This is a genomic window from Shewanella mesophila (assembly GCF_019457515.1).
Lineage (GTDB): Bacteria > Pseudomonadota > Gammaproteobacteria > Enterobacterales > Shewanellaceae > Shewanella > Shewanella mesophila.
In genome coordinates, this window is sequence record NZ_CP080421.1 from 664014 (window position 1) to 687270 (window position 23257).

Here is a 23257-nt window from a genome sequence, read left to right on the forward strand (position 1 = left end):
TGAATAACTATATATTGTGTGTGCTATGACTAACCAATACACCTCTGATTCAATTGAAGTCCTCAATGGGCTCGACCCTGTAAAACGCAGACCCGGCATGTACACAGATACCTCTCGTCCTAATCATTTGGGACAAGAGGTTATCGATAACAGTGTTGATGAAGCATTGGCTGGTCATGCGACCAAGATCGATGTGATTCTCCATAAAGATAACTCGTTAGAGGTTATCGATGATGGTCGTGGTATGCCCGTGGATATTCACCCTGAAGAGGGGATCTCAGGCGTCGAGTTGATCCTAACTAAGCTGCATGCGGGTGGTAAGTTTTCTAATGAGAACTATCAGTTTTCAGGGGGCTTACATGGCGTAGGGATCTCGGTGGTTAACGCGTTATCTAATCGCGTTGAGATCACGGTTAGGCGTAATGGCCAAGTCTATGACATGGCATTTGAACACGGTGATAAAGTTGAAGACTTAGTCGTTACAGGTACCTGCGGTCGACGTAATACAGGCACTCGAGTGCATTTTTGGCCAACGGCCAGCTATTTTGATTCGCCTAACTTTTCAATTCCAAAATTAATCTATTTGCTACGCGCCAAGGCGGTATTGTGCCCTGGATTGCGAATTAAATTCTCTAATAAACAGTCTGGTGAAACCGAAGAGTGGTTTTATGAAAGTGGCTTGACCGACTATTTACAAGCGTCTGTTAATGGCGCTGAGATGTTACCGAAAGAACCCTTTATCGGCACCATGACAGGTAACACCGAAGCGGTTGATTGGGCGATAACTTGGTTACCCGAAGGTGGTGACTATCTTAACGAGAGTTATGTTAACCTCATTCCAACGCCGCTTGGCGGAACTCATGTTAATGGTTTTCGACAAGGTTTGTTAGAAGCCATGCGCGAATTCTGTGAGTTTCGCAATCTAATTCCTCGTGGTATTAAGCTTTCACCTGAGGATATCTGGGATCGCTGTAGCTTCATTTTATCGATTAAGATGCAAGATCCGCAGTTTGCGGGGCAAACTAAAGAGAAATTATCGAGCCGTCAAAGTGCGGCATTTGTGTCGGGAATTGTCCGTGATGCTTTTAGTCTATGGCTTAATACCAATACAGAGCAGGCTGAAGCATTAGCTGAACTGTGTATTAACAATGCACAAAAACGTCTAAAAGCAGCAAAGAAGGTTGCACGTAAAAAGGTAACCTCTGGACCTGCGCTTCCCGGAAAACTGACCGATTGTAGTGGTCAAGATCCGATGCGAGGCGAACTGTTTTTGGTCGAGGGTGACTCGGCTGGTGGTAGTGCGAAACAGGCTCGAGATCGCGAGTTTCAGGCGATCATGCCACTGCGAGGTAAGATTCTTAATACTTGGGAGGTCGAGGCGTCTCAGGTGCTTGCATCCCAAGAGGTACATGACATTTCAGTTGCCATAGGATGTGATCCTGACAGCAGTGATATCTCTGAACTGCGCTACGGTAAAATTTGTATTCTAGCCGATGCCGACTCCGATGGACTGCATATTGCTACTCTGCTTTGTGCTCTTTTTATGCAGCATTACAAAGTCTTAGTCGAGAAGGGCCATATTTATGTGGCCATGCCACCTCTGTTTCGAATCGATATTGGTAAAGAGGTTTTTTACGCGCTAGACGAAGCCGAGAAGCAAGGTATTTTGGATCGTATAACGGCAGAGAAAAAGAAAGGTAAAGTTCAGGTAACTCGCTTTAAAGGTTTGGGTGAGATGAATCCATTGCAGTTACGCGAAACCACAATGGATCCTAATACTCGTCGTTTGGTTCAGCTAACGATTGAAGACGGTGATGATACTATGGCGCTGATGGACATGTTATTGGCCAAGAAGCGTTCAGGAGACAGAAAAACTTGGTTAGAGACCAAAGGTGATTTGGCCCTTTTGATAGACTAAGTTAAAAATAGTAGTGAGAGATGATTTGACTCAAAATAATAATATGAACAATAAAACAATGAGTTGTAGGTTTTCTTTAGCCCTAGTGACCTTGGTGGCAGCGATTGTTTCAGTCTCGGCAAGCGCCGAAAGTCAGCCCATTATGATCACAGTGACTAAAGGGTTTGGCCTGTCTTTATATGCCTCGGATTTGGGGGATGCAAAGCAGATGGCGCTCGGGGATAAGGGTACACTGTTTGTTGGCACCCATAAATCGGGCATGATCCAAGCATTAGTCGATAGCAATGCCGATGGCAGAGTGGATAAGCGCTACGTTGTAGCCAAGGGGCTTGAATATCCAGAAGCACTAGCGTTCCATAATGGCGATCTCTATGTCGCCGAAGAGGAACGTATTATTCGTTACGTCGATATTGAAAATCGTTTGCGTCGTCCAGGGCGCGGTAAGGAGGTCTACGATCGCTTGCCTGGTAAGCCCAACAAGAGTCACCGAGCGATGCATTTTGGACCAGATGGTCGTCTCTATGTCTCTGTCGGCGCGCCATGCAATGTCTGTGAGCCTCAAGCGCCGTTTGGCAGTATTATCGCTATCGATGTCGACACGGGCAGCAGTGAGCAAATCGCGACTGGCATACGCAATGTCACTGGATTTGACTGGTCTCCAGTAGATGATAAATTGTGGTTTGCCGACTTAGGACGCAACTGGATGGGTGACAGGCTCCCACCCGATGAGATTAATCGTGTGGATAGCGTGGGCGCACATTATGGTTTTCCTTATGTTCATGCTACCAGTGTGCTGGAACCATCCTATGAAAAGCCAAAAAGTTTAAAGGTGACCCCGCCAGTATTTGAGTTGCCTGCCCACGTTGCACCTATGGGATTAATGTTTTATCGAGGTAAGCAATTTCCCGAAAAATATCATGATCAGATGTTCGTTGCCGAGAATGGTTCATGGAACCGATCGAGCAAAATCGGCTATCAAGTGACTATGTTGACTATTGAAGACAATGAGGTCACCGATCGTCAAACTGTCGTCAGTTTTCTTGACGGCGAATTTCCCGTTGCAAGACCTTATAGCTTGTTAACGTCCCCCGATGGTGCAATGTATATTTCTGATGATTTGAAAGGCAATGTTTATCGCTTGTTTTATAAAGATAACAATGCCCAAGAGAGTGATGCGAGTGAACAACAGGATCAAAACCAATGAGTGATGCGATAGATTTAAGCCTCGATGGCGTCGAGCAGATGCCACTGAGACGTTTCACCGAAGAAGCTTATCTTAATTACTCAATGTACGTCATCATGGATCGTGCATTGCCCCATATCGGCGATGGTTTAAAGCCAGTTCAACGCCGAATTATTTATGCCATGAGTGAACTTGGACTCTCGGCTCAATCGAAGCATAAGAAGTCTGCTCGTACTGTGGGTGATGTGTTAGGTAAGTATCATCCTCACGGTGATAGTGCCTGTTACGAAGCTATGGTGCTGATGGCACAGCCATTCTCCTATCGTTATCCGTTAGTCGATGGTCAAGGTAACTGGGGGGCACCAGATGATCCTAAGTCATTTGCGGCGATGCGTTATACCGAAGCTCGTCTGTCTAAGTTTTCAGAAGTCTTATTAACCGAACTGGGCCAGGGAACGGTAGATTGGGGCGTTAACTTTGACGGCACCATGAAAGAACCCTTGGTTTTGCCAGCACGTCTGCCTCATATCCTACTCAATGGCATTACGGGGATTGCCGTGGGGATGGCGACAGATGTGCCGCCTCACAATGCTCGTGAATTAGTGAGCGCCTGTATTGAGTTGCTCGATAACCCCAAGACCGAACTCGAACGCATAATGGAGTTGGTGCCAGGGCCTGATTATCCTACCGAAGCCGAAATTATTACGCCTAAGGCTGATATCGCTAAGATATACAGTACTGGGCGCGGTTCTATCAAGGCGCGCGCGGTGTACACCATAGAAGCGGGTGAAATTGTAATTACCGCATTGCCTCATCAAGCCAGCAGTGGCAAGATTTTAGAACAGATAGCGGCACAGATGCAGGCGAAGAAGCTGCCTATGGTTGCCGATCTTCGTGACGAGTCCGATCATGAAAGTCCAGTTCGTATGGTGGTGGTGCCGCGTTCAAATAGGGTCGATTGCGATCAGTTGATGGCGCATCTGTTTGCGACCACAGATCTTGAAAAGAATTTCCGCGTCAATCTTAATGTACTTGGTCTAAATGGTCGCCCACAGGTCAAGGGGCTTAAGCAGCTACTTACCGAATGGCTCGAATTTAGATTAACGACGGTAAGGCGTCGTTTAGAACATAGACTCGATAAGGTATTAGCAAGATTACATATTCTTGATGCCTTGATGATAGCGTTTCTCAATATTGATGAAGTGATTGAGATCATCCGTTATAACGATGATCCTAAAGCTGAGTTGATGTCGCGTTTTAGCCTGACTGATGAACAAGCCAACGCGATCCTTGACCTGAAACTACGCCATCTGGCTAAGCTTGAAGAGTTTAAAATTAAGGGTGAGCAAAGCGAACTTGAAGCCGAGCGTGACAAGCTAGAGTTGCTGCTTAGTTCAGATCGTCGCATGAAGACCTTGATCAAAAAAGAGCTGATGCAAGACGCTGAAAACTATGGTGACGATAGACGTTCGCCGCTGGTCGAGCGCAGCGAATCTAAGGCGTTGACCGAACAAGAGTTGATGCCAGCCGAAGCGGTAACGGTTGTATTATCTGAAAAAGGCTGGGTACGTTGCGCGAAAGGGCATGATATTGATCCGACAACGTTATCTTACAAGGCGGGTGATGGCTTCCTTTGTGCGGCGTCGGGGCGAAGTAATCATCCGACCGTCTTTATTGGTACAACCGGACGAGCATTTGCAACAGATACGCACACCTTGCCATCGGCCCGTAGTCAAGGCGAACCGTTAACCACACGTTTCCAGCTCTCGCCGGGTGAAACCATCGAGCATGCCTTGATCGGCGAAGATGGCCATTGCTATTTGCTGGCCTCGGATGCAGGCTATGGCTTTATTGGTGACTACAAAGATATGGTATCGCGTAATAAGGCGGGTAAAGCGCTATTGAGTTTGCCTGCTAACGCTAAGGTGTTGCCACCTAAGCGGGTAGATAAATCTCGTAATGAATCGATTCTGGCTATAACCAACGAAGGTCGGATGCTACTCTTCTCTGTCGATGCGCTTCCACAGTTATCCAAAGGCAAGGGCAACAAGGTGATAGGCATTCCGAGTGAACGCGCTAAGAGTCGTGAAGAACTATTGACTCATCTACATGTGGTACCAGAGGATACCCCTGTCACGTTATGGGCGGGTAAGCGTAAACTCACCTTGAAGGCGAGTGATCTTGAACATTATCGCGGCGAACGTGGACGTCGAGGTGCGAAATTACCAAGAGGACTACAGCGTGTCGATAAAGTTGAATTAGGCGATGATGAGGCTGTTCTATAGCCTTGTTGTCTAGATGACGAGAATAAAAAAGCTGCTTTATGCAGCTTTTTTATTGGAATTTTATCGAGGTATTAGGCGACTTCATAGAAGTTAGGCACTACATCCAATCTTGCTTGGATAATCTCACTCGCCATACGAGTACATTTGCCACACTGGCTACCAACGCCTAGGCGCTGTTTAACATCCGCCAACGAGGAATCGCCTTGGTCGACAGCCTGTTTTATCTGGGTGTCAGTGATGGCATAGCATAAGCAAACATACATACTAATAGCTCTTTCAGTTTCGATAGCTGTAATTGTAAGTGAAAACAATTCTCAATACCAATAACTATCGGTTATAAATCTGAACTTATTTGGCTAAACAGAGCTATTAAAAAAGGTGATGGAGCTCTCACTTCGTTGCCTGTAAAAGCTCGCTTCAACTGCATCACTTCTGCTTAAAAGTGTGGCTTAATATCCTCGTTCAAAATTGACTTGATTGTTCAATGGCTCATTATTGATGAGCTTGTGATAGTTATTGGCAAATATTTCGACGACTTGTTCTGGAAGACTTGGCGCCGCAATATGCGGAGTAATAATCACATTGTTGAGTGACCATATGGGGTGCTCTTGCGGCAAAGGCTCCTGATTAAACACATCTAAAATAGCTTGCAGTTGTTTACGCTTACTTAACTCTTTGTGGAGAGCATCAAGATCGAGCACATCACCACGACCGAGATTGAATAGGATAGCATCATCTTTGAGTAGGCCTAACGTCTGTTGGTCTAAAATACCCTGAGTGTCCGGCGTACTGGGTAAAATAGCAGCAATCGCATCCGCTTGAGCAATATGTTGAGGTAAGTTGGCTAAGGTGTCTATATGGTCAAAGCCTATGGTCGGCTTGGCGCCTCTGTTGATGCCAGTCACATGCATACCAAAGTGTTTGGCCGTTTGTGCAATATGCTGCGCAATACTGCCTGTACCGAGTAACAATAAATGTTGTCCTTGCAGGGTTTTAAAATTCCCTGGTCGCCATATTTTTTCTGCTTGCTGTGATTTATATTGTTGGTGATGACGTTGATGTGCAAGCAGATATCCAAACAGATATTCACTCATCAAGGGGCCAAAAATGCCTTTAATATTAGTGAGTAAGTAATCCCTACGTAGCCGAGGTTTGATTAACAGGTCCACCCCTGCATAAGTCGATTGCAGCCAAGTAATGCTTTTGGCATGTCCAATTAGCGGCGCAGCTAAAGGAGGCTCCGCAAGCCAAATATCTGCTGTTAAGATACTTTGGGGATCATCACCGAGTATGGTTAAGTTAGGCAAATGGCATGAGGTGAGGAGTTCTCGATATTTTTGATTGTCACTGGTGAGGAGCATCAGTCTGTGTTCCATAGTGAGTCCTTATTGCTGTTATTCTTGTTATTTAATCTGTTGTTATCTTAGCGTGACGTTTGTATTTAACCTGAACTCGGGATAATAAACGTATCTCAAATAGCCCTTTATTCCGCTAATTGCGTTGGATTCACTTGCAATAGGCGGGCTATTGACGCGTAAATACGCCTTGTTAGCAAAACAAATGACAAGTTTGAGATGAAGTAAGCGTAAAACGGCTAATTCATTTAGCGTTATGCCATCTCTTAACCAGAGTTCAGGTTATTTAGATCAGGTTTACAAAAATATTGATAGGTGTCTAGGGTAAATCAATAGCCTGTTTGTCGTTGATTAATAACTATCGATAGTTTGTTGGCTTAAGTCTGGATAGTTACTAAAAATCCCATCGACACCCAAACCCATTAGGTAGTTGATATCTTCTGGGTTATCGACAGTATAAACATAGACTTTAGCACCGCGTCGATGGGCATCGGCAACTAGCTCCGCTGTAATAAAGCTTAAACTGAGATGCAGTGAATAGGCTTCTAAGTGACTGACGATTGCTGCATCATCTTCTGGAATACCTTCGAGTAAAGGCGCAACTAATGCGTGAGGGTATTGTTGCTTAACAGCTTTAATAAAATGATGATTAAAAGAGGATATAAGCAATTGCTCTGGCTTAAAGTTGAGCTTGGTTAATATCTGAGGGTACAAGTTTAGAAAAGGTTTAAGCGATCTCATTCCTTTTAATTCAATATTTAATAAGCTATCAAAATCTTGCAGGTAAACGAGTAATTCCCAGAGTTTAGGTATCGGCTCACCATCGACGTTGAGTGATGCTAAATAGCTTTGGCTCACCTCTTCAATCAGGCCTGTGCCACTGCTTTTGCCATCGAGGCGTCTGTCATGAAATACGCATAACTCACCCTCGACATTATGCACATCTATCTCAATAGCTGTGATGCCAAGTTCAATCGCCTTCTTAATTGCGGCTAAGGTGTTTTCGGGGGCGTAACCGCTGGCCCCACGATGTGCAAATACTCGCATCAGCTTCTAATGAGTCCTTGAGTCTCTTTTGTTTGATTACCCTTAATATGAACTTCTAATTGAGGGTAAGCCAGCTCAAGATGGTTCTCTTTCAATTTTTTACTGACCTTATTATGCAGCGTATGCCGAAGCGGCCAGCGAGCGCTCATATCTTTAGCGTAAGCACGGATCTCATAATCTTGAGTATGCTTGCCAAAACCTGCAAACCATACTTCAGGCTCAGGTGTGAGTAAGGCTTCCTCACACTCTTTAACTGCCTGATATAAAACGGCTTCAACTTTTGCAGGATCCGAATCACGAGCGACAGAGACATGGACGATAACGCGAGTGATAGGATCTGACAGCGACCAGTTAATTAGCTGTTCTGTAATAAAGGCTTTATTGGGAATAATGATCTCTTTTCTGTCCCAATCAACAATAGTCGTCGCCCTGATCTGGATCTTGCTCACAGTGCCAGAGAGATCGCGAATGGTGATGGTATCGCCGATACGAACCGGCTTTTCAAATAGAATAATGAGACCAGAGATAAAGTTGGCAAAAATCTCTTGTAAACCAAAGCCTAAACCAACAGATAAAGCGGCAACTAACCACTGTAGCTTGGACCATTCCATCCCTAGCGTCGAGAAGCCGCTAAGCATGCCAAAGAAAACCACTAGGTATCGAGTGACCGTTGTGACGGCAAAACCCGTTCCCTGAGAGAGATCGAGGCGTTGTAATATCATCAACTCGAGCAGACCAGGTAAATTGGTGGCGACCATCAAAGAGAAGCCAACAATAATTAGGCCTAATAGTAAGGATTTTAAAGTGATGGGTAACTGCTGAGAAATACCATCGACAACCGTTGAGCTGGTCCATAGGGTGATGCCATCTAGGAAGGAGAACACAGCACTATGTGTCTGAGTCCACAAACCGATTAAGCTTATCAAGAACGCCAAAGTCAGTAATGAGCGTACCAAACCTAAAGATTGGCTCGATATGGTTTCTAGATCAACGACAGGCTCTTCATAGGTATCGCCTTGTTCGTTGTTTGGGCTGTCATCCTCTTTCTCTCGTTGCGCTAATATTTCAGCACGTTTGGCTTTCGCACGGTTAAACGCAATACGTCTGCGCTCAATAAGCATCCACCGCTTAATTAATAGATATAACAGCATAAAACTTAAGGATAGGATGAGCGATAGTTGCAGCTGCAGTAACATCTGAAATGCGGTGTAGTAATAGCCTCTAAAAGCCAATATGGCACAGGCTACAGGGAGGATGAGCAGTACAGCCCAAAGTGCTTTCTGCAACAAGCGTTTATTTTTATCGTCTTGATGGTACTGATGCTCTTGTTTCGATAGTTGCAATATATCTTTGTAAAACCAAAACAACATGATGGCAAATAGGATAAATGCGCCTCTACCTATGCTATTTCTGATCATCGAGGTCTCGAGTATTTCTGTAAAACCAAGAATGCCTATGATTGGCATAGTGATGAGAGTAAAGCTATGCAAGCGCTCTTGAGTTGCATGAATGAGTTTGGCATCTCCCTTGAAGTGGCCAATTAATATGCCGTTATCTAATGCCAGCAGGTGGGTGATTCTATACAGCCAATAAAGCGCGCCAACAGTGAGCATTGCCATACCAACCGATGAGACTAAGTTCTGGTTAGAGAGGAAGAAGATAACCCCCGCAGCAATGACTGGAAGAGGTTTAATCGCGCTATATAATATCGAGGTGATGAGCGCCGAAAAGGTATAGATAAATTTATCTTGGGTTACATTACCGACAAATGCGGCGTTGTGGTTCATAGTGCGGTGAAAAATAGGTGTCAGCAGATCTTGGGTGACTAGACATAGCACTAAGAGGATCAGCCAGCCTGACCATAATGAACCTTGTTCAGATAGGGACTCCGACAGCTGTTGCCATGGTGCTTTTGTTAATAGCCATTGGCTGCTTTGTAGCAGATCGCTAAACCAGAAACGATCTATGCTGTTGGCATTTGCAACCCAAAAAAGGTGCTCATTTAACGTGGTTTTTAGGGTGCGATACTGTTGGCCTAACTGTTCATAAATAACACGTAGTTCTGCGAGTTCACCTATATAGAGATCATAGTTTTCCAGCAGTTGATGCTGAAGTTGCTGTTGAGAGGCAAGCAGTTTAGTCTGCAGTTGAGTCTGCTCTATCTCAGGGTCAATCGTACCAGTATATAAGGCTTGATCTTGCTCTATTTGATAGCGTGATAGGCGTGCATTTGCTATCTCATTGCTAATGTGGTCCTGATTGGGTGGCTTGGGGAGAGAAGACAAAATCCGTAAAAAGCGTTCTCCAAATGCAGAGTTAAGTTTAACTAAGGCTATTTGCTGCTGAATATTGGTCAGTTGCTTTGCCTGAAATTGATACTGAGTTTCAGCCTGCTCCTGCTTAGTCGCAACCAGTGTCATATCCTGAGTGAGCTGTTGTAATTGTTCGCTGTAGGCTCGATTCTGTTCGTTGAGTTTAAGTGCAACCGTGTCATCGGTGACTAATCGCTCTATTTGGCTTGCTGCAATAGTTGCCGCCGTCGTTTTGTGACGGGCAATCGAGATCGCACTATTAAGCTCTTCGATTAGACGCTCTTGTTGAAGCAACTGCCGACGAACCACGTTCAGTTGCAATTGGTTTAGTGCTATCTGTTTCTGGCTGCTCGCAAGTTCCGCTTCTAATGTTGACAAGTTTTGGCTAGCAAGCCGTTTTTGCGCTTCAATCACTAGATTATTCTTATCGGTCGCCGTTTTTTTGTATTGGGCCACAGTCAGGTTTGCTTGGGTGATCAGCTCTGGAAGTTGATGTTGGCGTTGGATCTGTTGGTTGATCTGTTGGCTCAGATTCGCTTCAGTTTCTTTAAGCTCTGAAAGGCGTAAATAAGCCATAGACGCTTGCTGACCAAGATCGTGGTTTTGCTGCCAGGTCAATGCAGAATCCGCTTCTTTGAGCTGCTCATTGAGAAGTCGTTTCTTGCCATGGTATTGATTTTGAATTGCTTCAAAACTCGCTTGTAGAGAGCTTTGTTCACTAATTTGGGTTTCAAGTAAGGCGAGTTGCTCTTCTATTGATTTTTCTGCAACGGGATTGGATGGTCCGAGGCCTAATCGCTTATCAAGAGAAAGCGGCGAATTAGCATAGGTGCTGATGGAAAAAAGGCACAAAAAAATCAGTGAAATACGAAACATAGTTGCTTTATTCGCGTTAACGCGTGAATGGACAACTCATAGTATACCAACTTCTTTTCAGATGTGATCCTTAAGTGTTAATTCGATTAAGGAAATTCAGGTTAACTTCAAACATTGGTGGAGAGGTTGGCTGGCTAAATTGGGCAAACTATTTAGCTATTCGCTGTGCTTTACGGCTTTGTTGAGTTTCATAGATCGCGGTGATAACCACCAGAGCGCCACCGATAATGGTCTTCAAGGCTAACTCTTCGCCTAATAATAACAGTGCGAGCACCGCCCCATATAAAGGTTGTAGGCAGGAGACCAAACTCACTGTCTTTGCGCTAAGCTGACGCAGTGCGGAGGTGAACAAGGCATGGGGCGCCGCGGTAAAAAATACCCCTAACAGTAGAATCAACCACCAAACATGACTATCAATGGCGGTAATGTCAGCCTGATGCCAAGGCAGAAGAAATGGTACAGCAACTGCAGTTTGATAAAACATGGCTTGTGGGCCGCTATATGCTGAAAAGTAGCGTTTATGCAGTAGATTTCGTGTAGTAAATAACACGGCAGACAAAATACCGATAACAATGCCTAAAGTGACATCATTGCCTAATGTTGCTTCAGGAATGAGTAGGCTTACACCACAAAGTACGCTTATGCCGCTAATCAAATCCGCTAGCTTGAGTCTGGCTCTTGTAAAAAGGGGCTCTATTAATACTGTCATTACTGGATAGGTGAAGAAGGCGATCATGCCAATCGCAACCGACGACAGCTGCATAGATGCAAAATAGGTGACCCAATGCAGGCTGACGATGATGCCCAGGCCCACTGCTACAAAATAGTCCTTTTGGTTTTTGAGGCGAAGTTGAGTCCCGGTACTTTTGACAATAAGGGCTAAGATCACGGCCGCCACAGCGCAGCGCAGCAAGGTAATGTCGAGTGCGCTAAGAGGGATCAGTTTTGAGAATAATGCCGTTCCACCAAAGAGCAGTACGGCAATATGAAGCTCGATTAACCCTGTGTGGTTGCTTGATCTCGTGTCCAATATTATCTCTAGTCTATTTTTGCAAATGCCTGACCCATCCGCGTTACAGCTTTGGGTTTTACACCGTCAGCAAATTCTTCAAGCGCATCTTTGGCAAACAGCATTACGACAGTGCTACCGAGTTTAAATCGGCCCATTTCATCGCCTTTATCTAGGGTTAAGGCTTCTGGACCTTCCGTTGGATAGTCCCAAGTAAACACTTGCTTACCCGTTGGTGGTGTCACAGTGCCTGCCCATACGGTTTCTATGCTGGCGACAATAGTCGCACCAACGAGCACCATAGCCATTGGCCCAATTTCTGTTTCAAATATGGCTACTACACGCTCATTACGAGCGAACAGTCCTGGCACATTCTCAGCCGTTAACGGGTTTACCGAAAACAATTCGCCAGGGACATAGGTCATTTTCGACAAGGTGCCTTTAATCGGCATATGAATCCGATGATAATCTTTAGGCGCTAGATAGATGGTTGCAAAATCGCCACCTTCGAAGCGTTTGGCATCATCGCTTTGATCGCCTAGCAGCGCAAGTGATGAGTATTCATGCCCTTTGGCTTGGAAAATACGCCCCTCTTTAATTGGGCCGCATTGGCTGACTGCACCATCAACAGGGTGAACAATGTAATCATCATCTTGGCACAATGGACGGATCCCAGGTTTTAAGGCGCGAGTGAAAAACGCGTTGAAACTGGAGTATGCTTCGGGTTCACTCTGAGCTGCTTCGCTCATATCGATCTTATATTGTTTGATAAACCATTTGATGACGCTAGTCGTTATGCTACCTAGCTCAGCAGCGGCCAATTTACCGACAAGTCGCGATAGCAGGTGTTTTGGCATTACGTATTGCAAAGCAATTTTCAGTTTGTCCACGTTATTTATCCTTCAAATACAATATGGCTTTTTTTGTTAGTCGTTATCATTTCTGAAATGGCGCGCATGGCGCTGCTCATCGAGACTATCTATGATGCGATGATAGTTATTATATCTGTCTTCAGATATCTTCCCTTCTTCAAATGCGGCAGTAATGGCACAGCCGGGATCATGTTTATGTTTACAATCTCTAAACTTACAGGCGCCAATATAATCTCTAAATTCAACAAAACACCAGCCGACGCGTTCGGCAGGGAGATGCCATAATGCAAACTCGCGAACACCTGGAGAGTCGACTAGATCTCCGCCACTAGGAAAGTGTAATAGTTTAGCGGTCGTTGTGGTGTGTTGGCCTAGGCCTGAGTTAGATGATACATCGCCTGTAATTAACTCTGCATCAGGAAGTAATGCGTTAATTAATGACGATTTACCTACGCCAGATTGGCCGACAAACACGCTAACTTTATCTTTCAGTAGTGACTTTATTGTTTCTACGCCGTCACCTTTGATGCTACTGACTTGATACACCTGATAGCCAATATCTTGATAACGTTTCAGTGCAGCTTCAACTTGAGGAGCTTCTTCTTCACTGAGTAGATCGATTTTATTGAGAATGATCACGGGTGAAATCCCCGTATCTTCAGCGGCAACCAAGTACCTGTCGATTATCTGGGTAGTAAAACTTGGCACGACCGATGACACTATTAAGATTTGGTCAATGTTGGCGGCAATAATTTTAATGCCATCATAGAGATCGGGCCGAGATAACGAAGAGTGCCTTGGATGTACTGCCTCGACAACACCGGCTATGGTAGCGGTTGTCTCGTTAGCTAAACGGACAATCACTTTGTCACCAGTAACTAAGCTTTCGATATTTCTGCGAATATTACAGCGAACGAGCAGGCCATCTTCGGTTTCAATATCTGCATGTTGACCGAAACGGGATATCACAGTACCGAGTAGTTCTGGGCCGAGTGAGCTATCCTGTAGTTCAGGAGTTGTATCTCCAGCGTCTTTTCGCTGCAAACGCTTTTCGTGATTGGCCCGCATACGGCGGCGTTGGCCTTGGCTTAGGGGTTTCTTTTTACTCACAGTGTCATCATCGTCAAAATAAGGTTATTTTGTGTCGTCTAAAAAAGCAGTATGATACACGGTCTTAAACAAAAAAGCCTGAATTTAGGCGAACACTAATTTATAAGGCAGATATATGGCTGCGGATGAAAGTAATCTGATTTGGGTTGATTTGGAGATGACTGGGTTAGAACCTAACATCGATAGAATTATTGAGATCGCCACTATTGTAACTGACAAGGAGCTAAATATTTTAGCTGAAGGTCCAGTGCTTGCGATTTTCCAACCTGATGATGTGCTAGCAAATATGGATGATTGGAATCAAAAGCATCATGGTGAATCAGGGCTAATTGATCGAGTAAAAGCGAGTAATGTTAGTGAATCTCAAGCGATTGAGCAAACTATCTCCTTTCTGGAACAATATGTGCCAAAAGGTGTTTCACCTATGTGCGGTAACAGTATTGGCCAAGATAGACGTTTTTTAAATCGTTATATGCCCGAGCTTGAAGATTACTTTCACTATCGCAATATTGATGTTAGTACGATTAAAGAACTGGTTCGTCGTTGGAAGCCAGAAGTGATGGAAGGGCTCAATAAGCAAGGTACCCATCAAGCGCTGGTTGATATCCAGGAATCTATCGCCGAATTGCAATTTTATCGTGACAAAGTATTTAAAATTTGACCAAACGATAGAATTTTTTAAAGAAGGGGTTGCAGCCGAGCGAAATTCTCCTATAATGCGGCCTCAACTTTTTGCTAGCGACCTAGTTAGTAAAGTGTGAAATGCGACATTAGCTCAGTTGGTAGAGCGATACCTTGCCAAGGTATAGGTCATCGGTTCGAACCCGATATGTCGCTCCAAATTAAAATTTATAGCGTCACCAAATGCTATAAATAACAAGTTTTACGCGACATTAGCTCAGTTGGTAGAGCGATACCTTGCCAAGGTATAGGTCATCGGTTCGAACCCGATATGTCGCTCCAAATTTGATTGCGACATTAGCTCAGTTGACTCTTTGTATAGAGCAAAAGGGCGATACCTTGCCAAGGTATAAGTCATCGGTTGTTTGTTTCTAATCCGATATGTCGCTCCAAATTAAAATTTATAGCGTCACCAAATGCTATAGATAACAAGTTTTACGCGACATTAGCTCAGTTGGTAGAGCGATACCTTGCCAAGGTATAGGTCATCGGTTCGAACCCGATATGTCGCTCCAATCTTATTTTCAGTTTTAGCTTCCCCTTTAAAATTAATCATGGCATTAGCTCAGTTGACTCTTTGTATAGAGCAAAAGGGCGATACCTTGCCAAGGGATAGGTCATCGGTTATTTGTTTCTAATCCGATATGTCGTTCCAATCTTCCTCTTATTTCTATCTATCTCTCCCAAATCAAATCACTACATTAGCTCAGTTGATTGCCTAAATTTATGCCATTGCAATTCAATATGTTTGCCTAAAGATCACAGAATCATTATAAGCGTGATATAGCCCCAACTTCTTTAACCATGGCTAATGTAGTTGCGACAGAACTACCTAAACTATGACATTGTTCAAAAAAAGATTAGCAAAATGCTCTCATAATAGAATCGTCTATGTATTAACGCCTCACCTAATGGCATCGATTGGAGAAAGTAAGATGAGATTTCAACAGCTTAATGAACAGCTAGCATATGTCTCTAAATGTCGTTTAGAGATGGCTAAGTTGTATCGTCGTTTGCATGGTGGTGTCGACTCATCTCGAGTGAAGTTAATGCTTGAATACCTACAGCAGCATCAGAAAGAGGTATCCGAGAAGATCGATAACTATATTGAAGAGGCTCCTACTCGGTTGCTTGAGCTCTGGTACAACGATATCGTTTTTGAGGATTTCGTGAAGCGCTGCCAAGATCTCGTTGTAAAAGCCAATATGGATGAAGATGATCTACTTGAGTTACATTTAGATTTAGATAATCGACTCATCGGGCTATTGCAAAAAACAGCTGAGTCATCTGTTCCTGGTGATGTTAAAAATGCACTTAATGATTTGGTTCGTGTTGAGAAGATCCAGCAGCAACGGTTAGTCCATAATAGTATTCGTATGGAAGATATTTAGTCGCTGTGTTAGTTATTCTTATATTAACCACTAAGCATCTAGAACGGTGGCTTAGCTAATTTGGCCAACCTAGTTATGTGATTCTTAAAGCCTGATTTGGGTATCGACTCAAGTCAGGCTTTTTTGTTTGGCGTAATTTATACCAATCAGTATAAGAAAGTGAACTATTTGGCGTGTTTTTAGCGCTTTCGATGCTGTGTTAACGAGTTTGACTCTAGTTCAGCAATGCTCTTCACTCGTTGCAATTAACTGGGTCTTGCATGTTCCCGAGATACTTAAGACATTCCCTTCATTCCTGGAGGTCAGATGTTGTGAATGCCCTTCATGCACGACTTTATGGATATAGGGCGAAGCACGACTGAAGGGATTTAGGAGGTAGGGTAACGCATGGCGCAGTTACCGAGGATGCTAGAGCCGAGGAGCAATTAAGGCCTCGCCTCATAGGCGCTAAACTCTCGCTGAGCGATCAGACCTTTATACTGATTGGTATTGCATGAGCGTGCATCGTCTATGGATTGAACTTGTCGTAAAAGCATCTCTGCGAGACCCCATTTTTTGTGCAAGATCAATCTTCCTTCAATAAGCTCTGCTTCTAATGAATCTAATCAGCAATAAAGCGGTCAATATCGAATATGCTTAAGCCTTATCTAAGGTAACTGTTTTATAAAAAGCTTTTCTTAAGGAGATTCCCTATGTTGTTTACTGAAGCCCTGCTTCCTCAAGAATTATATTCTGCGCAAATGATTAGGGATGCTGAAGTCAGCTTTATAGATTCACAAGAAGTGAGTTTGATTGAACTGATTGAGCGGGCTGGGCAGGCAGCATTTGAATTATTAAAAAATGTTGAGCGCCTTAGCGGTAATATTTCAGTCTTTGCAGGTTATGGAAACAACGGGGCCGATGCTTACATTTGTGCCACTTTACTGTTAGAAGCGGGTTGTAATGTCCAGTTATACGCCATGGAGAGGGCAGAACCTAGAGTAGGTATTTCTCATGCTAAAGCCGCTTTTATTGCCGCCGGTGGGCGAGTGCTCGATGACGTTAAACTCGCATTAGATGGCGCAGATGTCGTTATTGATGGCCTGCTGGGAACGGGCTTTCATGGCGAAGTCGAAGCGCCTATCGCGAGTATTATCGATGCTATTAATAAGCATAACGGCTGGATACTCTCTTTAGATATACCTTCTGGAATCAAGGCTGATACAGGGGCTGGTGTCGTTGCGGTGAAAGCTGATGCGACCTTAACCTTTGGTGCGGTCAAACAAGGGTTAGTCACTGGTAAAGCACGTGATTGTGTAGGGTGTTTATGGCTTGCAGATATAGGTCTGACGCCATTTTTACCGCAGACAAGCTGCTTTAATATAGCCCATCGAATGACAGATCTTGGCTTACCTACACGAGCTAGAAATAGCCACAAGGGAGCGTGCGGCAAGGTGACGGTTATCGGTGGCGATGTGGGAATGGCTGGAGCGCCGAGATTGGCTGGAGAAAGTTGTCTGCGAGCGGGCGCAGGTTTAGTGGCGGTAGTATCACGTCCTCAACATTTACCTGTCATCAATTCCGGTAGGCCTGAGCTAATGTTTTGGGGATGCGAGCTCGTTGATATGGAAGTTTATCAACGGCTTGGCTGGGCTGATGTGTTGCTCATTGGGCCCGGTTTAGGTAAGCGTGATTGGGGATATAATCTATTAAAAGCGACCGGATTAAGTGATAAACCTAGTGTGGTGGATGCTGATGCACTGAATCTGTTATCGCTTGAACCGCAAAAACAGAACAATTGGGTGTTAACACCTCATAGTGGTGAAGCTGCTCGACTGTTAGGCGTCAGCATTGACGAGGTTGAATGTGATCGGTTTGCAGCTGTATATGCACTACAGAAAAAGTATGGTGGCGTCATAGTATTAAAAGGCGCTGGAACCTTGATTTATGATGGTACCCATTGTCATGTGGCGCCTGTAGGCAATCCAGGATTAGCGAGCGGTGGCAGTGGCGATGTACTAGGCGGTATTATCGCAGCCTTAATGGCTCAAGGTATGAACAATATGGATGCTGCTAGTGCTGGTGTCGTGGTGCATGGCGTGGCTGCCGACATGGCCGCTAAAGAGGGAGAGAGAGGAATGCTCGCTTGCGATCTTTTCCCCTATATTCGATTGCTGGTAGATAAGATTTAGGCTGCTGAGGTTAAAAAGCGCTAATGTTTGTTTAGCTAGCGATCACTTTCGGGTAAAGTATCTGGTTATAAGAGGGTTGTGATACATGGGTTGCGGCGAATAAGTGATGGTGCCAGTGAAAGTTTATCTTGAAAATGAGTCTGAAACGGTTAGCTTAGGTAGCAAGTTAGCACAGGCGATTAAACCGCCTCTGACCCTCTATCTTAGTGGTGAATTAGGTGCGGGAAAAACCACATTTAGTCGTGGCTTGATTCAAAGTTTAGGCCACTGCGGGGCAGTAAAGAGTCCGACTTATACGCTTGTCGAACCCTATGAATTAAATGGAATAGATGTGTTTCATTTTGATTTGTATCGATTAAGTGATCCTGAAGAGTTAGAGTTTATGGGCATAAGAGATTATTTTGCCGCGTCGAGTTTATGTATCGTTGAGTGGCCTGATAAAGGCGCAGGCATTTTACCCGAAGCCGATTTATTGATTGATATAAAGTACCTTAATGAGGGGCGAGAGGTTAATCTTACTCCACAAACCCTTGCAGGTCAGACGTTGTTAGATAGCCTACATAATAATGATAAGAATTGATCCTATTATAAAATCTGTTTTAATCCTGTTGCTGTTATGCGTGCCGATAATCGCACACAGTGCCAATAAGTTAGAAGGTGTGCGTATTTGGGCGGCGCCTGAGTCGACTCGGGTGGTTTTTGATCTGAGTGAAGCGCCTAAATACACTCATTTCACCCTTACCAGTCCATATCGTCTCGTGGTTGATTTGAGCTCTAGCGCGACAAAAATAGACCTGAGTAAGATTGAGAATAATAGTAAGCTTGTCAAAAAGGTGCGTATTTCCCAGCCTCCGTCGAAAGGTACCCTACGTCTGGTTATTGATCTCGTTAAGCCTGCGAAAGCCAATCTTTTTGCATTGTCTCCCACCGCGCCATACGGCAATCGTTTAGTCGTTGATCTTGATAGTGGTGCTGGTGGCGCCAAGCAGGCTCCAAAAGTAACCCCTTCTGAAGAAATGAGAGATGTTATCGTTGCCATTGACGCCGGTCATGGGGGCGATGATCCTGGTTCAATAGGCCCATCGGGTACTTATGAGAAGAAGGTCGTGCTTCAAATTGCGAAGAAAGTCGAAGCAAAAATTAATGCGACTCCAGGCATGAAAGCGGTGATGACACGCTCTGGTGATTATTTTGTTAACTTAAATAAACGCTCTGAAATCGCGCGCAATAGTAAAGCCGATCTGCTGGTCTCGATTCATGCCGATGCGTTTACCTCACCTCAGCCGCAAGGGGCATCGGTCTGGGTATTATCGATGCGCCGTGCAAACAGTGAAATTGGTCGTTGGTTGGAACAAAAAGAGAAGCATTCTGAGCTCTTAGGTGGTGCTGGTGAGATTATTCAAAACACGGACAACGAACAGTATTTGGCCATGACTTTGCTGGATATGTCGATGGATCGCTCTATGGCCATCAGCCACAACATTGCAGGTGATGTATTGTCTAATTTGGGTAGAGTAACCAAGTTACACAAGCATCAGCCTGAAGCGGCAAGCTTTGCGGTGCTCAAATCCCCAGACATCCCTTCCATATTGGTTGAAACGGGTTTTATTTCTAATCATAAGGAGGAGCGGCTGCTAACTCAGCGGGAGCATCAAAATAATATCGCAAACGCGGTACATAAAGGGGTTGTTCGTTATTTTGAAAACAATCCGCCAGCAAATACGCTAATGGCTAAAAATAGCGCCACCAGTCACAAGGTGGCAAAGGGTGAATCCTTGTCTGTTATTGCGCATCGTTACCAAGTATCGATAGCCAGTATAAAAAAGGCGAATAAATTAACCTCAAATACGTTACGCATCGGCCAGAAACTGGTAATCCCTCGCGCTTAAAGGAGTCAAAATGTCGATTAAAATTTTGCCTCCACAGCTTGCTAACCAAATCGCAGCGGGGGAGGTGGTTGAGCGTCCAGCTTCGGTGATTAAAGAGTTGGTGGAAAATAGTTTAGATGCTGGCGCGACCAGGGTCGATATTGAGATCGACAAGGGCGGTAGCAAGCTGATTAAGATCCAGGACAATGGATCTGGGATCCCAAAAGAGCAACTCAACCTCGCCCTATCACGTCATGCGACTTCGAAGCTGGCGACCTTAGATGATCTCGATGCTATTTTAAGCTTTGGTTTTCGCGGAGAGGCCCTTGCGAGTATTAGTTCAGTGTCGCGTTTGACTCTGACTTCGCGCACCGCCGAACAAGCTGAGGCGTGGCAGGCTTATGCCGAAGGCTCTGATATGGCGGTTAAGGTGATCCCAGCTGCCCATCCTGTGGGCTCAACGGTTGAAGCGGTTGACCTTTTCTTTAATACACCAGCTCGGCGTCGTTTCCTTAAAAGTGATAAGACTGAGTTCACTCATATTGATGAATGGTTAAAGCGCATTGCGCTGGTGCGCCGGGATATCCATTTTATGCTAAAGCATAATGGTAAGATGGTTCGTCATTATCGTCCCGCTAAAAATGAGCAGCAGTACCTGCAACGATTAGCCCAGATCAGTGGCAAACAGTTTGCCGAGCAAGCATTAGCTGTGGATTGTGAACACAATGGCTTACAGTTAACAGGTTATATTCAATCGCCCTATTTTGAAGCGAACTCTAGCGATACTCAGTATTTTTATGTCAATGGTCGATTAGTTCGCGATCGTTTAGTTAACCATGCCGTTAGACAGGCATTTGCACAGCAACTTGAAGGTATTCAAGTGGGTTATGTGCTGATGCTTAATCTCGACCCGCATCAGGTGGATGTGAATGTTCACCCGGCTAAGCATGAGGTGAGATTTCATGAAAGTCGTTATGTGCATGATTTTATTCTGCAGGCATTACAGTCTGCATTGTCCCAAGCTGAACAACTGCCACTAACATCTGAAGAAGGTTGCTTAGCGGTCGGGGATGACGCGCAAGTCGACGAGGGTTATGGCACCCAAGCAATTAAACCTAGTCTTAATGAGTTGTCTGTTCGTCATGATCGGGGAAATGGGGCATTATCTTGGTCGGCACCAACAATTCAATCGGGAGTCCGCGAGCGTGCTTCTGTTGCTTATGCCGGAGATTACAGCAATCGAGGCGGGAGAGCCGATAGCTATCGCGGGCCCGAGTTACCGTCGCAAGCCGCGCTCAATAACTATGCTCAATTGATGACAACGCCTAATTTAAGGTGTCATGAAGACAAGCCTGTGGACGCTAAAGCTATGCCGGCTGTGCTTGCGGGCAAGTTTTGGGTAATAACCGAAGCCGATGAGCTACGATTGATCCCATTTTCAATGGTTGCCGACGAAGTCGCTCGTAGCCAAATTAGCAGCAAGCTATCATCGGGACTTGTTGGTCAGCCACTATTAATGCCAGTATCGATAAAAGTCGATGATGATTGGCAAGAGACCATAGCCCAAAGAGAGCTGCTTATTAGAAAGTTAGGAATAGAGTTAACTATTCGTCTTGGTCAGTTGATTATTAAAAAAGTGCCCCCATATCTAAGGCAGAGTCAGTTGGCTAATGTGATACCTGAGTTTTTACAATGGATTCGTTTTGAAGAACCTGCAGATGAAGCGATCACCAACTGGTTAGTCGCACAGAGCAGAGCGAGTTTTAGTTCAGCGGTAATACTTTGGACTGAGTTCTGTCAATTATCAGAGTCGCAGCAACAACATATTATATCTGAGTCTAAGGTTTTACCTTGGCAGAATTGGTTAGGTGAGCAAACGAGTGAATAGCAACAACAAGCCGACAATCTTGACCCTTATGGGACCGACGGCCTCCGGTAAGACGGCGCTAGCTATTGAACTCGTCGAAAAGCATCAGTGTGAAATTATCTCTGTGGATTCGGCATTGATCTACCGTGGCATGGATATTGGTAGCGCTAAACCTAACGCCGAGGAGCTTAGCCGAGCACCGCATCGGCTGATTGATATTCGCGATCCCAGTGAGAGCTATTCTGCGGCGGATTTTCGTCGTGATGCGCTTATTGAGATCGAAGATATTATTGATGCAGGTAAGACCCCATTGTTAGTGGGCGGCACCATGCTCTATTTTAAGGCGCTATTGGAAGGCTTGTCGCCATTACCTGCAGCTAATGAGCAGATCCGTGCTGAAATAGCGAAGCAAGCTGAAACCCTTGGTTGGCAAGTCTTGCATCAAGAGTTGCAACAGGTTGATCCTGTCTCTGCGCAGCGGATTCATCCGAATGATCCGCAGCGATTATCGAGAGCGTTAGAGGTTTATCGTATCAGTGGTAAAAGCCTTACTGAGTTAACTGAAGTTAAATCAGAAGCATTACCCTATTCGGTTGTGCAATTTGGCATCGCGCCTAACGACCGTAAAGTGTTGCATCTCGCTATAGCAGAACGATTTAAGTTAATGTTAAGTCAAGGTTTTATCGAAGAGGTCGAGGGGTTAAAAGCGCGATCCGATCTGCATTTAGACCTTCCTTCGATGCGTTGTGTTGGTTATCGCCAGGCTTGGCAATATCTCGATGGCGACTATGACTATGATACTATGGTCGAAAAATCTGTTGTTGCGACTAGGCAATTGGCTAAGCGTCAATTAACATGGTTGCGAGGGTGGTCTGAGCTAAATTGGCTAGAGAGTGGCAATGAATCAAATCTAGCCCGACTAAAACAGTATTGTCGCTAGCTAATTCATTCACTCTATATAATACTAAAACCAAACCAGAAATTGATGCTGTATTAGGTTTTATTTAATTTTAATAAAAAGGAAATTACATAATGGCAAAGGGGCAATCTTTACAAGACCCATTTTTGAACGCATTACGACGTGAACGCGTTCCGGTATCTATCTACCTTGTTAACGGTATCAAGCTTCAAGGACAGGTTGAGTCATTCGATCAGTTTGTTATTTTATTGAAGAATACTGTCAGCCAGATGGTATATAAGCACGCTATTTCTACTGTGGTACCTGCGCGCCCATTTAACGTTAGCAACCACCACACACCAAATCAAGCTGGCGGTTATAACGCACCGCAAGATGATAGTGCTGAGTAATTTC

Annotated in this window: 18 protein-coding genes and 5 tRNA genes; 16 read left to right on the top strand and 7 right to left on the bottom strand. The window is 44.7% G+C overall.

The features are described from left to right. Nucleotides 1–25: 25 nt before the first annotated feature. From parE to parC, 3 genes are read left to right on the top strand one after another with little or no spacing between them, the layout of a single operon-like run. Entirely contained in the window at nt 26–1918 is a 1893-nt protein-coding gene (parE, locus tag K0I73_RS03020) for a DNA topoisomerase IV subunit B (protein WP_220063072.1), read from the top strand. A 58-nt stretch (nt 1919–1976) separates the two neighbouring features. After that, nucleotides 1977–3122 (top strand): PQQ-dependent sugar dehydrogenase, encoded by a 1146-nt coding sequence (locus K0I73_RS03025; RefSeq protein WP_258405275.1) that lies wholly within the window; start codon nt 1977–1979, stop codon nt 3120–3122. Further along, a complete protein-coding gene (gene parC, locus K0I73_RS03030; protein WP_220063074.1) occupies nt 3119–5386 on the top strand; it encodes a DNA topoisomerase IV subunit A in 2268 nt (755 codons plus the stop codon). Before K0I73_RS03025 ends, parC begins: the two co-directional genes overlap by 4 nt. 71 nt (nt 5387–5457) lie before the next feature. Here the strand turns inward: parC and K0I73_RS03035 are convergent, their stop codons facing one another. The 7 genes from K0I73_RS03035 to rsgA form a co-directional block, all read right to left on the bottom strand. Then, entirely contained in the window at nt 5458–5649 is a 192-nt protein-coding gene (locus K0I73_RS03035; RefSeq protein ID WP_220063075.1) for a bacterioferritin-associated ferredoxin, read from the bottom strand. 186 nt (nt 5650–5835) lie between these two features. Further along, nucleotides 5836–6762, bottom strand: a complete 927-nt coding sequence (locus K0I73_RS03040; RefSeq protein WP_220063076.1) for a D-2-hydroxyacid dehydrogenase — start codon at nt 6760–6762, stop codon at nt 5836–5838. Nucleotides 6763–7092: 330 nt separating this feature from the next. After that, nucleotides 7093–7788, bottom strand: coding sequence for a glycerophosphodiester phosphodiesterase (locus tag K0I73_RS03045; RefSeq protein ID WP_220063077.1), 696 nt, complete (start codon nt 7786–7788; stop codon nt 7093–7095). After that, complete coding sequence (locus K0I73_RS03050; protein ID WP_220063078.1) at nt 7788–10976, bottom strand: mechanosensitive ion channel domain-containing protein; 3189 nt, start codon at nt 10974–10976, stop codon at nt 7788–7790. Before K0I73_RS03050 ends, K0I73_RS03045 begins: the two co-directional genes overlap by 1 nt. Nucleotides 10977–11124: 148 nt before the next feature. After that, nucleotides 11125–12006, bottom strand: a complete 882-nt coding sequence (locus tag K0I73_RS03055; RefSeq protein ID WP_220063079.1) for a DMT family transporter — start codon at nt 12004–12006, stop codon at nt 11125–11127. 8 nt (nt 12007–12014) lie between these two features. Next, nucleotides 12015–12875, bottom strand: a complete 861-nt coding sequence (gene asd / locus K0I73_RS03060) for an archaetidylserine decarboxylase (protein WP_220063080.1) — start codon at nt 12873–12875, stop codon at nt 12015–12017. 36 nt (nt 12876–12911) lie between these two features. After that, complete coding sequence (rsgA, locus tag K0I73_RS03065; protein ID WP_220063081.1) at nt 12912–13967, bottom strand: small ribosomal subunit biogenesis GTPase RsgA; 1056 nt, start codon at nt 13965–13967, stop codon at nt 12912–12914. Nucleotides 13968–14082: 115 nt separating this feature from the next. Here rsgA and orn point away from each other — a divergent pair, with 115 nt between their 5' ends. From orn to hfq, 13 genes are all read left to right on the top strand, one after another. After that, complete coding sequence (orn, locus tag K0I73_RS03070; protein WP_220063082.1) at nt 14083–14628, top strand: oligoribonuclease; 546 nt, start codon at nt 14083–14085, stop codon at nt 14626–14628. Nucleotides 14629–14731: 103 nt separating this feature from the next. Further along, a tRNA-Gly gene (locus tag K0I73_RS03075) sits at nt 14732–14807 on the top strand. A 47-nt stretch (nt 14808–14854) separates the two neighbouring features. Continuing rightward, nucleotides 14855–14930: transfer RNA gene (locus K0I73_RS03080), tRNA-Gly, on the top strand. Between the two features lie 9 nt (nt 14931–14939). Continuing rightward, nucleotides 14940–15040, top strand: a tRNA-Gly gene (locus tag K0I73_RS03085). Nucleotides 15041–15087: 47 nt separating this feature from the next. Continuing rightward, nucleotides 15088–15163: transfer RNA gene (locus K0I73_RS03090), tRNA-Gly, on the top strand. A gap of 39 nt (nt 15164–15202) precedes the next feature. Continuing rightward, nucleotides 15203–15303: transfer RNA gene (locus K0I73_RS03095), tRNA-Gly, on the top strand. 280 nt (nt 15304–15583) lie between these two features. Beyond that, complete coding sequence (locus K0I73_RS03100) at nt 15584–16039, top strand: hypothetical protein (RefSeq protein WP_220063083.1); 456 nt, start codon at nt 15584–15586, stop codon at nt 16037–16039. A gap of 692 nt (nt 16040–16731) precedes the next feature. Continuing rightward, the gene (locus K0I73_RS03105; protein ID WP_220063084.1) at nt 16732–18210 is read left to right on the top strand and encodes an NAD(P)H-hydrate dehydratase; all 1479 of its coding nucleotides are present in this window, start codon (nt 16732–16734) and stop codon (nt 18208–18210) included. A gap of 106 nt (nt 18211–18316) precedes the next feature. Continuing rightward, on the top strand, nt 18317–18790 hold the full coding sequence (gene tsaE / locus K0I73_RS03110; protein ID WP_220063085.1) for a tRNA (adenosine(37)-N6)-threonylcarbamoyltransferase complex ATPase subunit type 1 TsaE: 474 nt from the start codon (nt 18317–18319) through the stop codon (nt 18788–18790). Continuing rightward, nucleotides 18777–20099, top strand: coding sequence for an N-acetylmuramoyl-L-alanine amidase (locus K0I73_RS03115; RefSeq protein WP_220063086.1), 1323 nt, complete (start codon nt 18777–18779; stop codon nt 20097–20099). Before tsaE ends, K0I73_RS03115 begins: the two co-directional genes overlap by 14 nt. A 10-nt stretch (nt 20100–20109) precedes the next feature. Then, nucleotides 20110–21966 (top strand): DNA mismatch repair endonuclease MutL, encoded by a 1857-nt coding sequence (mutL, locus tag K0I73_RS03120; protein ID WP_220063087.1) that lies wholly within the window; start codon nt 20110–20112, stop codon nt 21964–21966. Nucleotides 21967–21994: 28 nt separating this feature from the next. Further along, the gene (gene miaA / locus K0I73_RS03125; RefSeq protein ID WP_434086709.1) at nt 21995–22885 is read left to right on the top strand and encodes a tRNA (adenosine(37)-N6)-dimethylallyltransferase MiaA; all 891 of its coding nucleotides are present in this window, start codon (nt 21995–21997) and stop codon (nt 22883–22885) included. A gap of 92 nt (nt 22886–22977) precedes the next feature. Next, on the top strand, nt 22978–23253 hold the full coding sequence (gene hfq / locus K0I73_RS03130; RefSeq protein ID WP_220063089.1) for an RNA chaperone Hfq: 276 nt from the start codon (nt 22978–22980) through the stop codon (nt 23251–23253). Nucleotides 23254–23257: the final 4 nt, after the last annotated feature.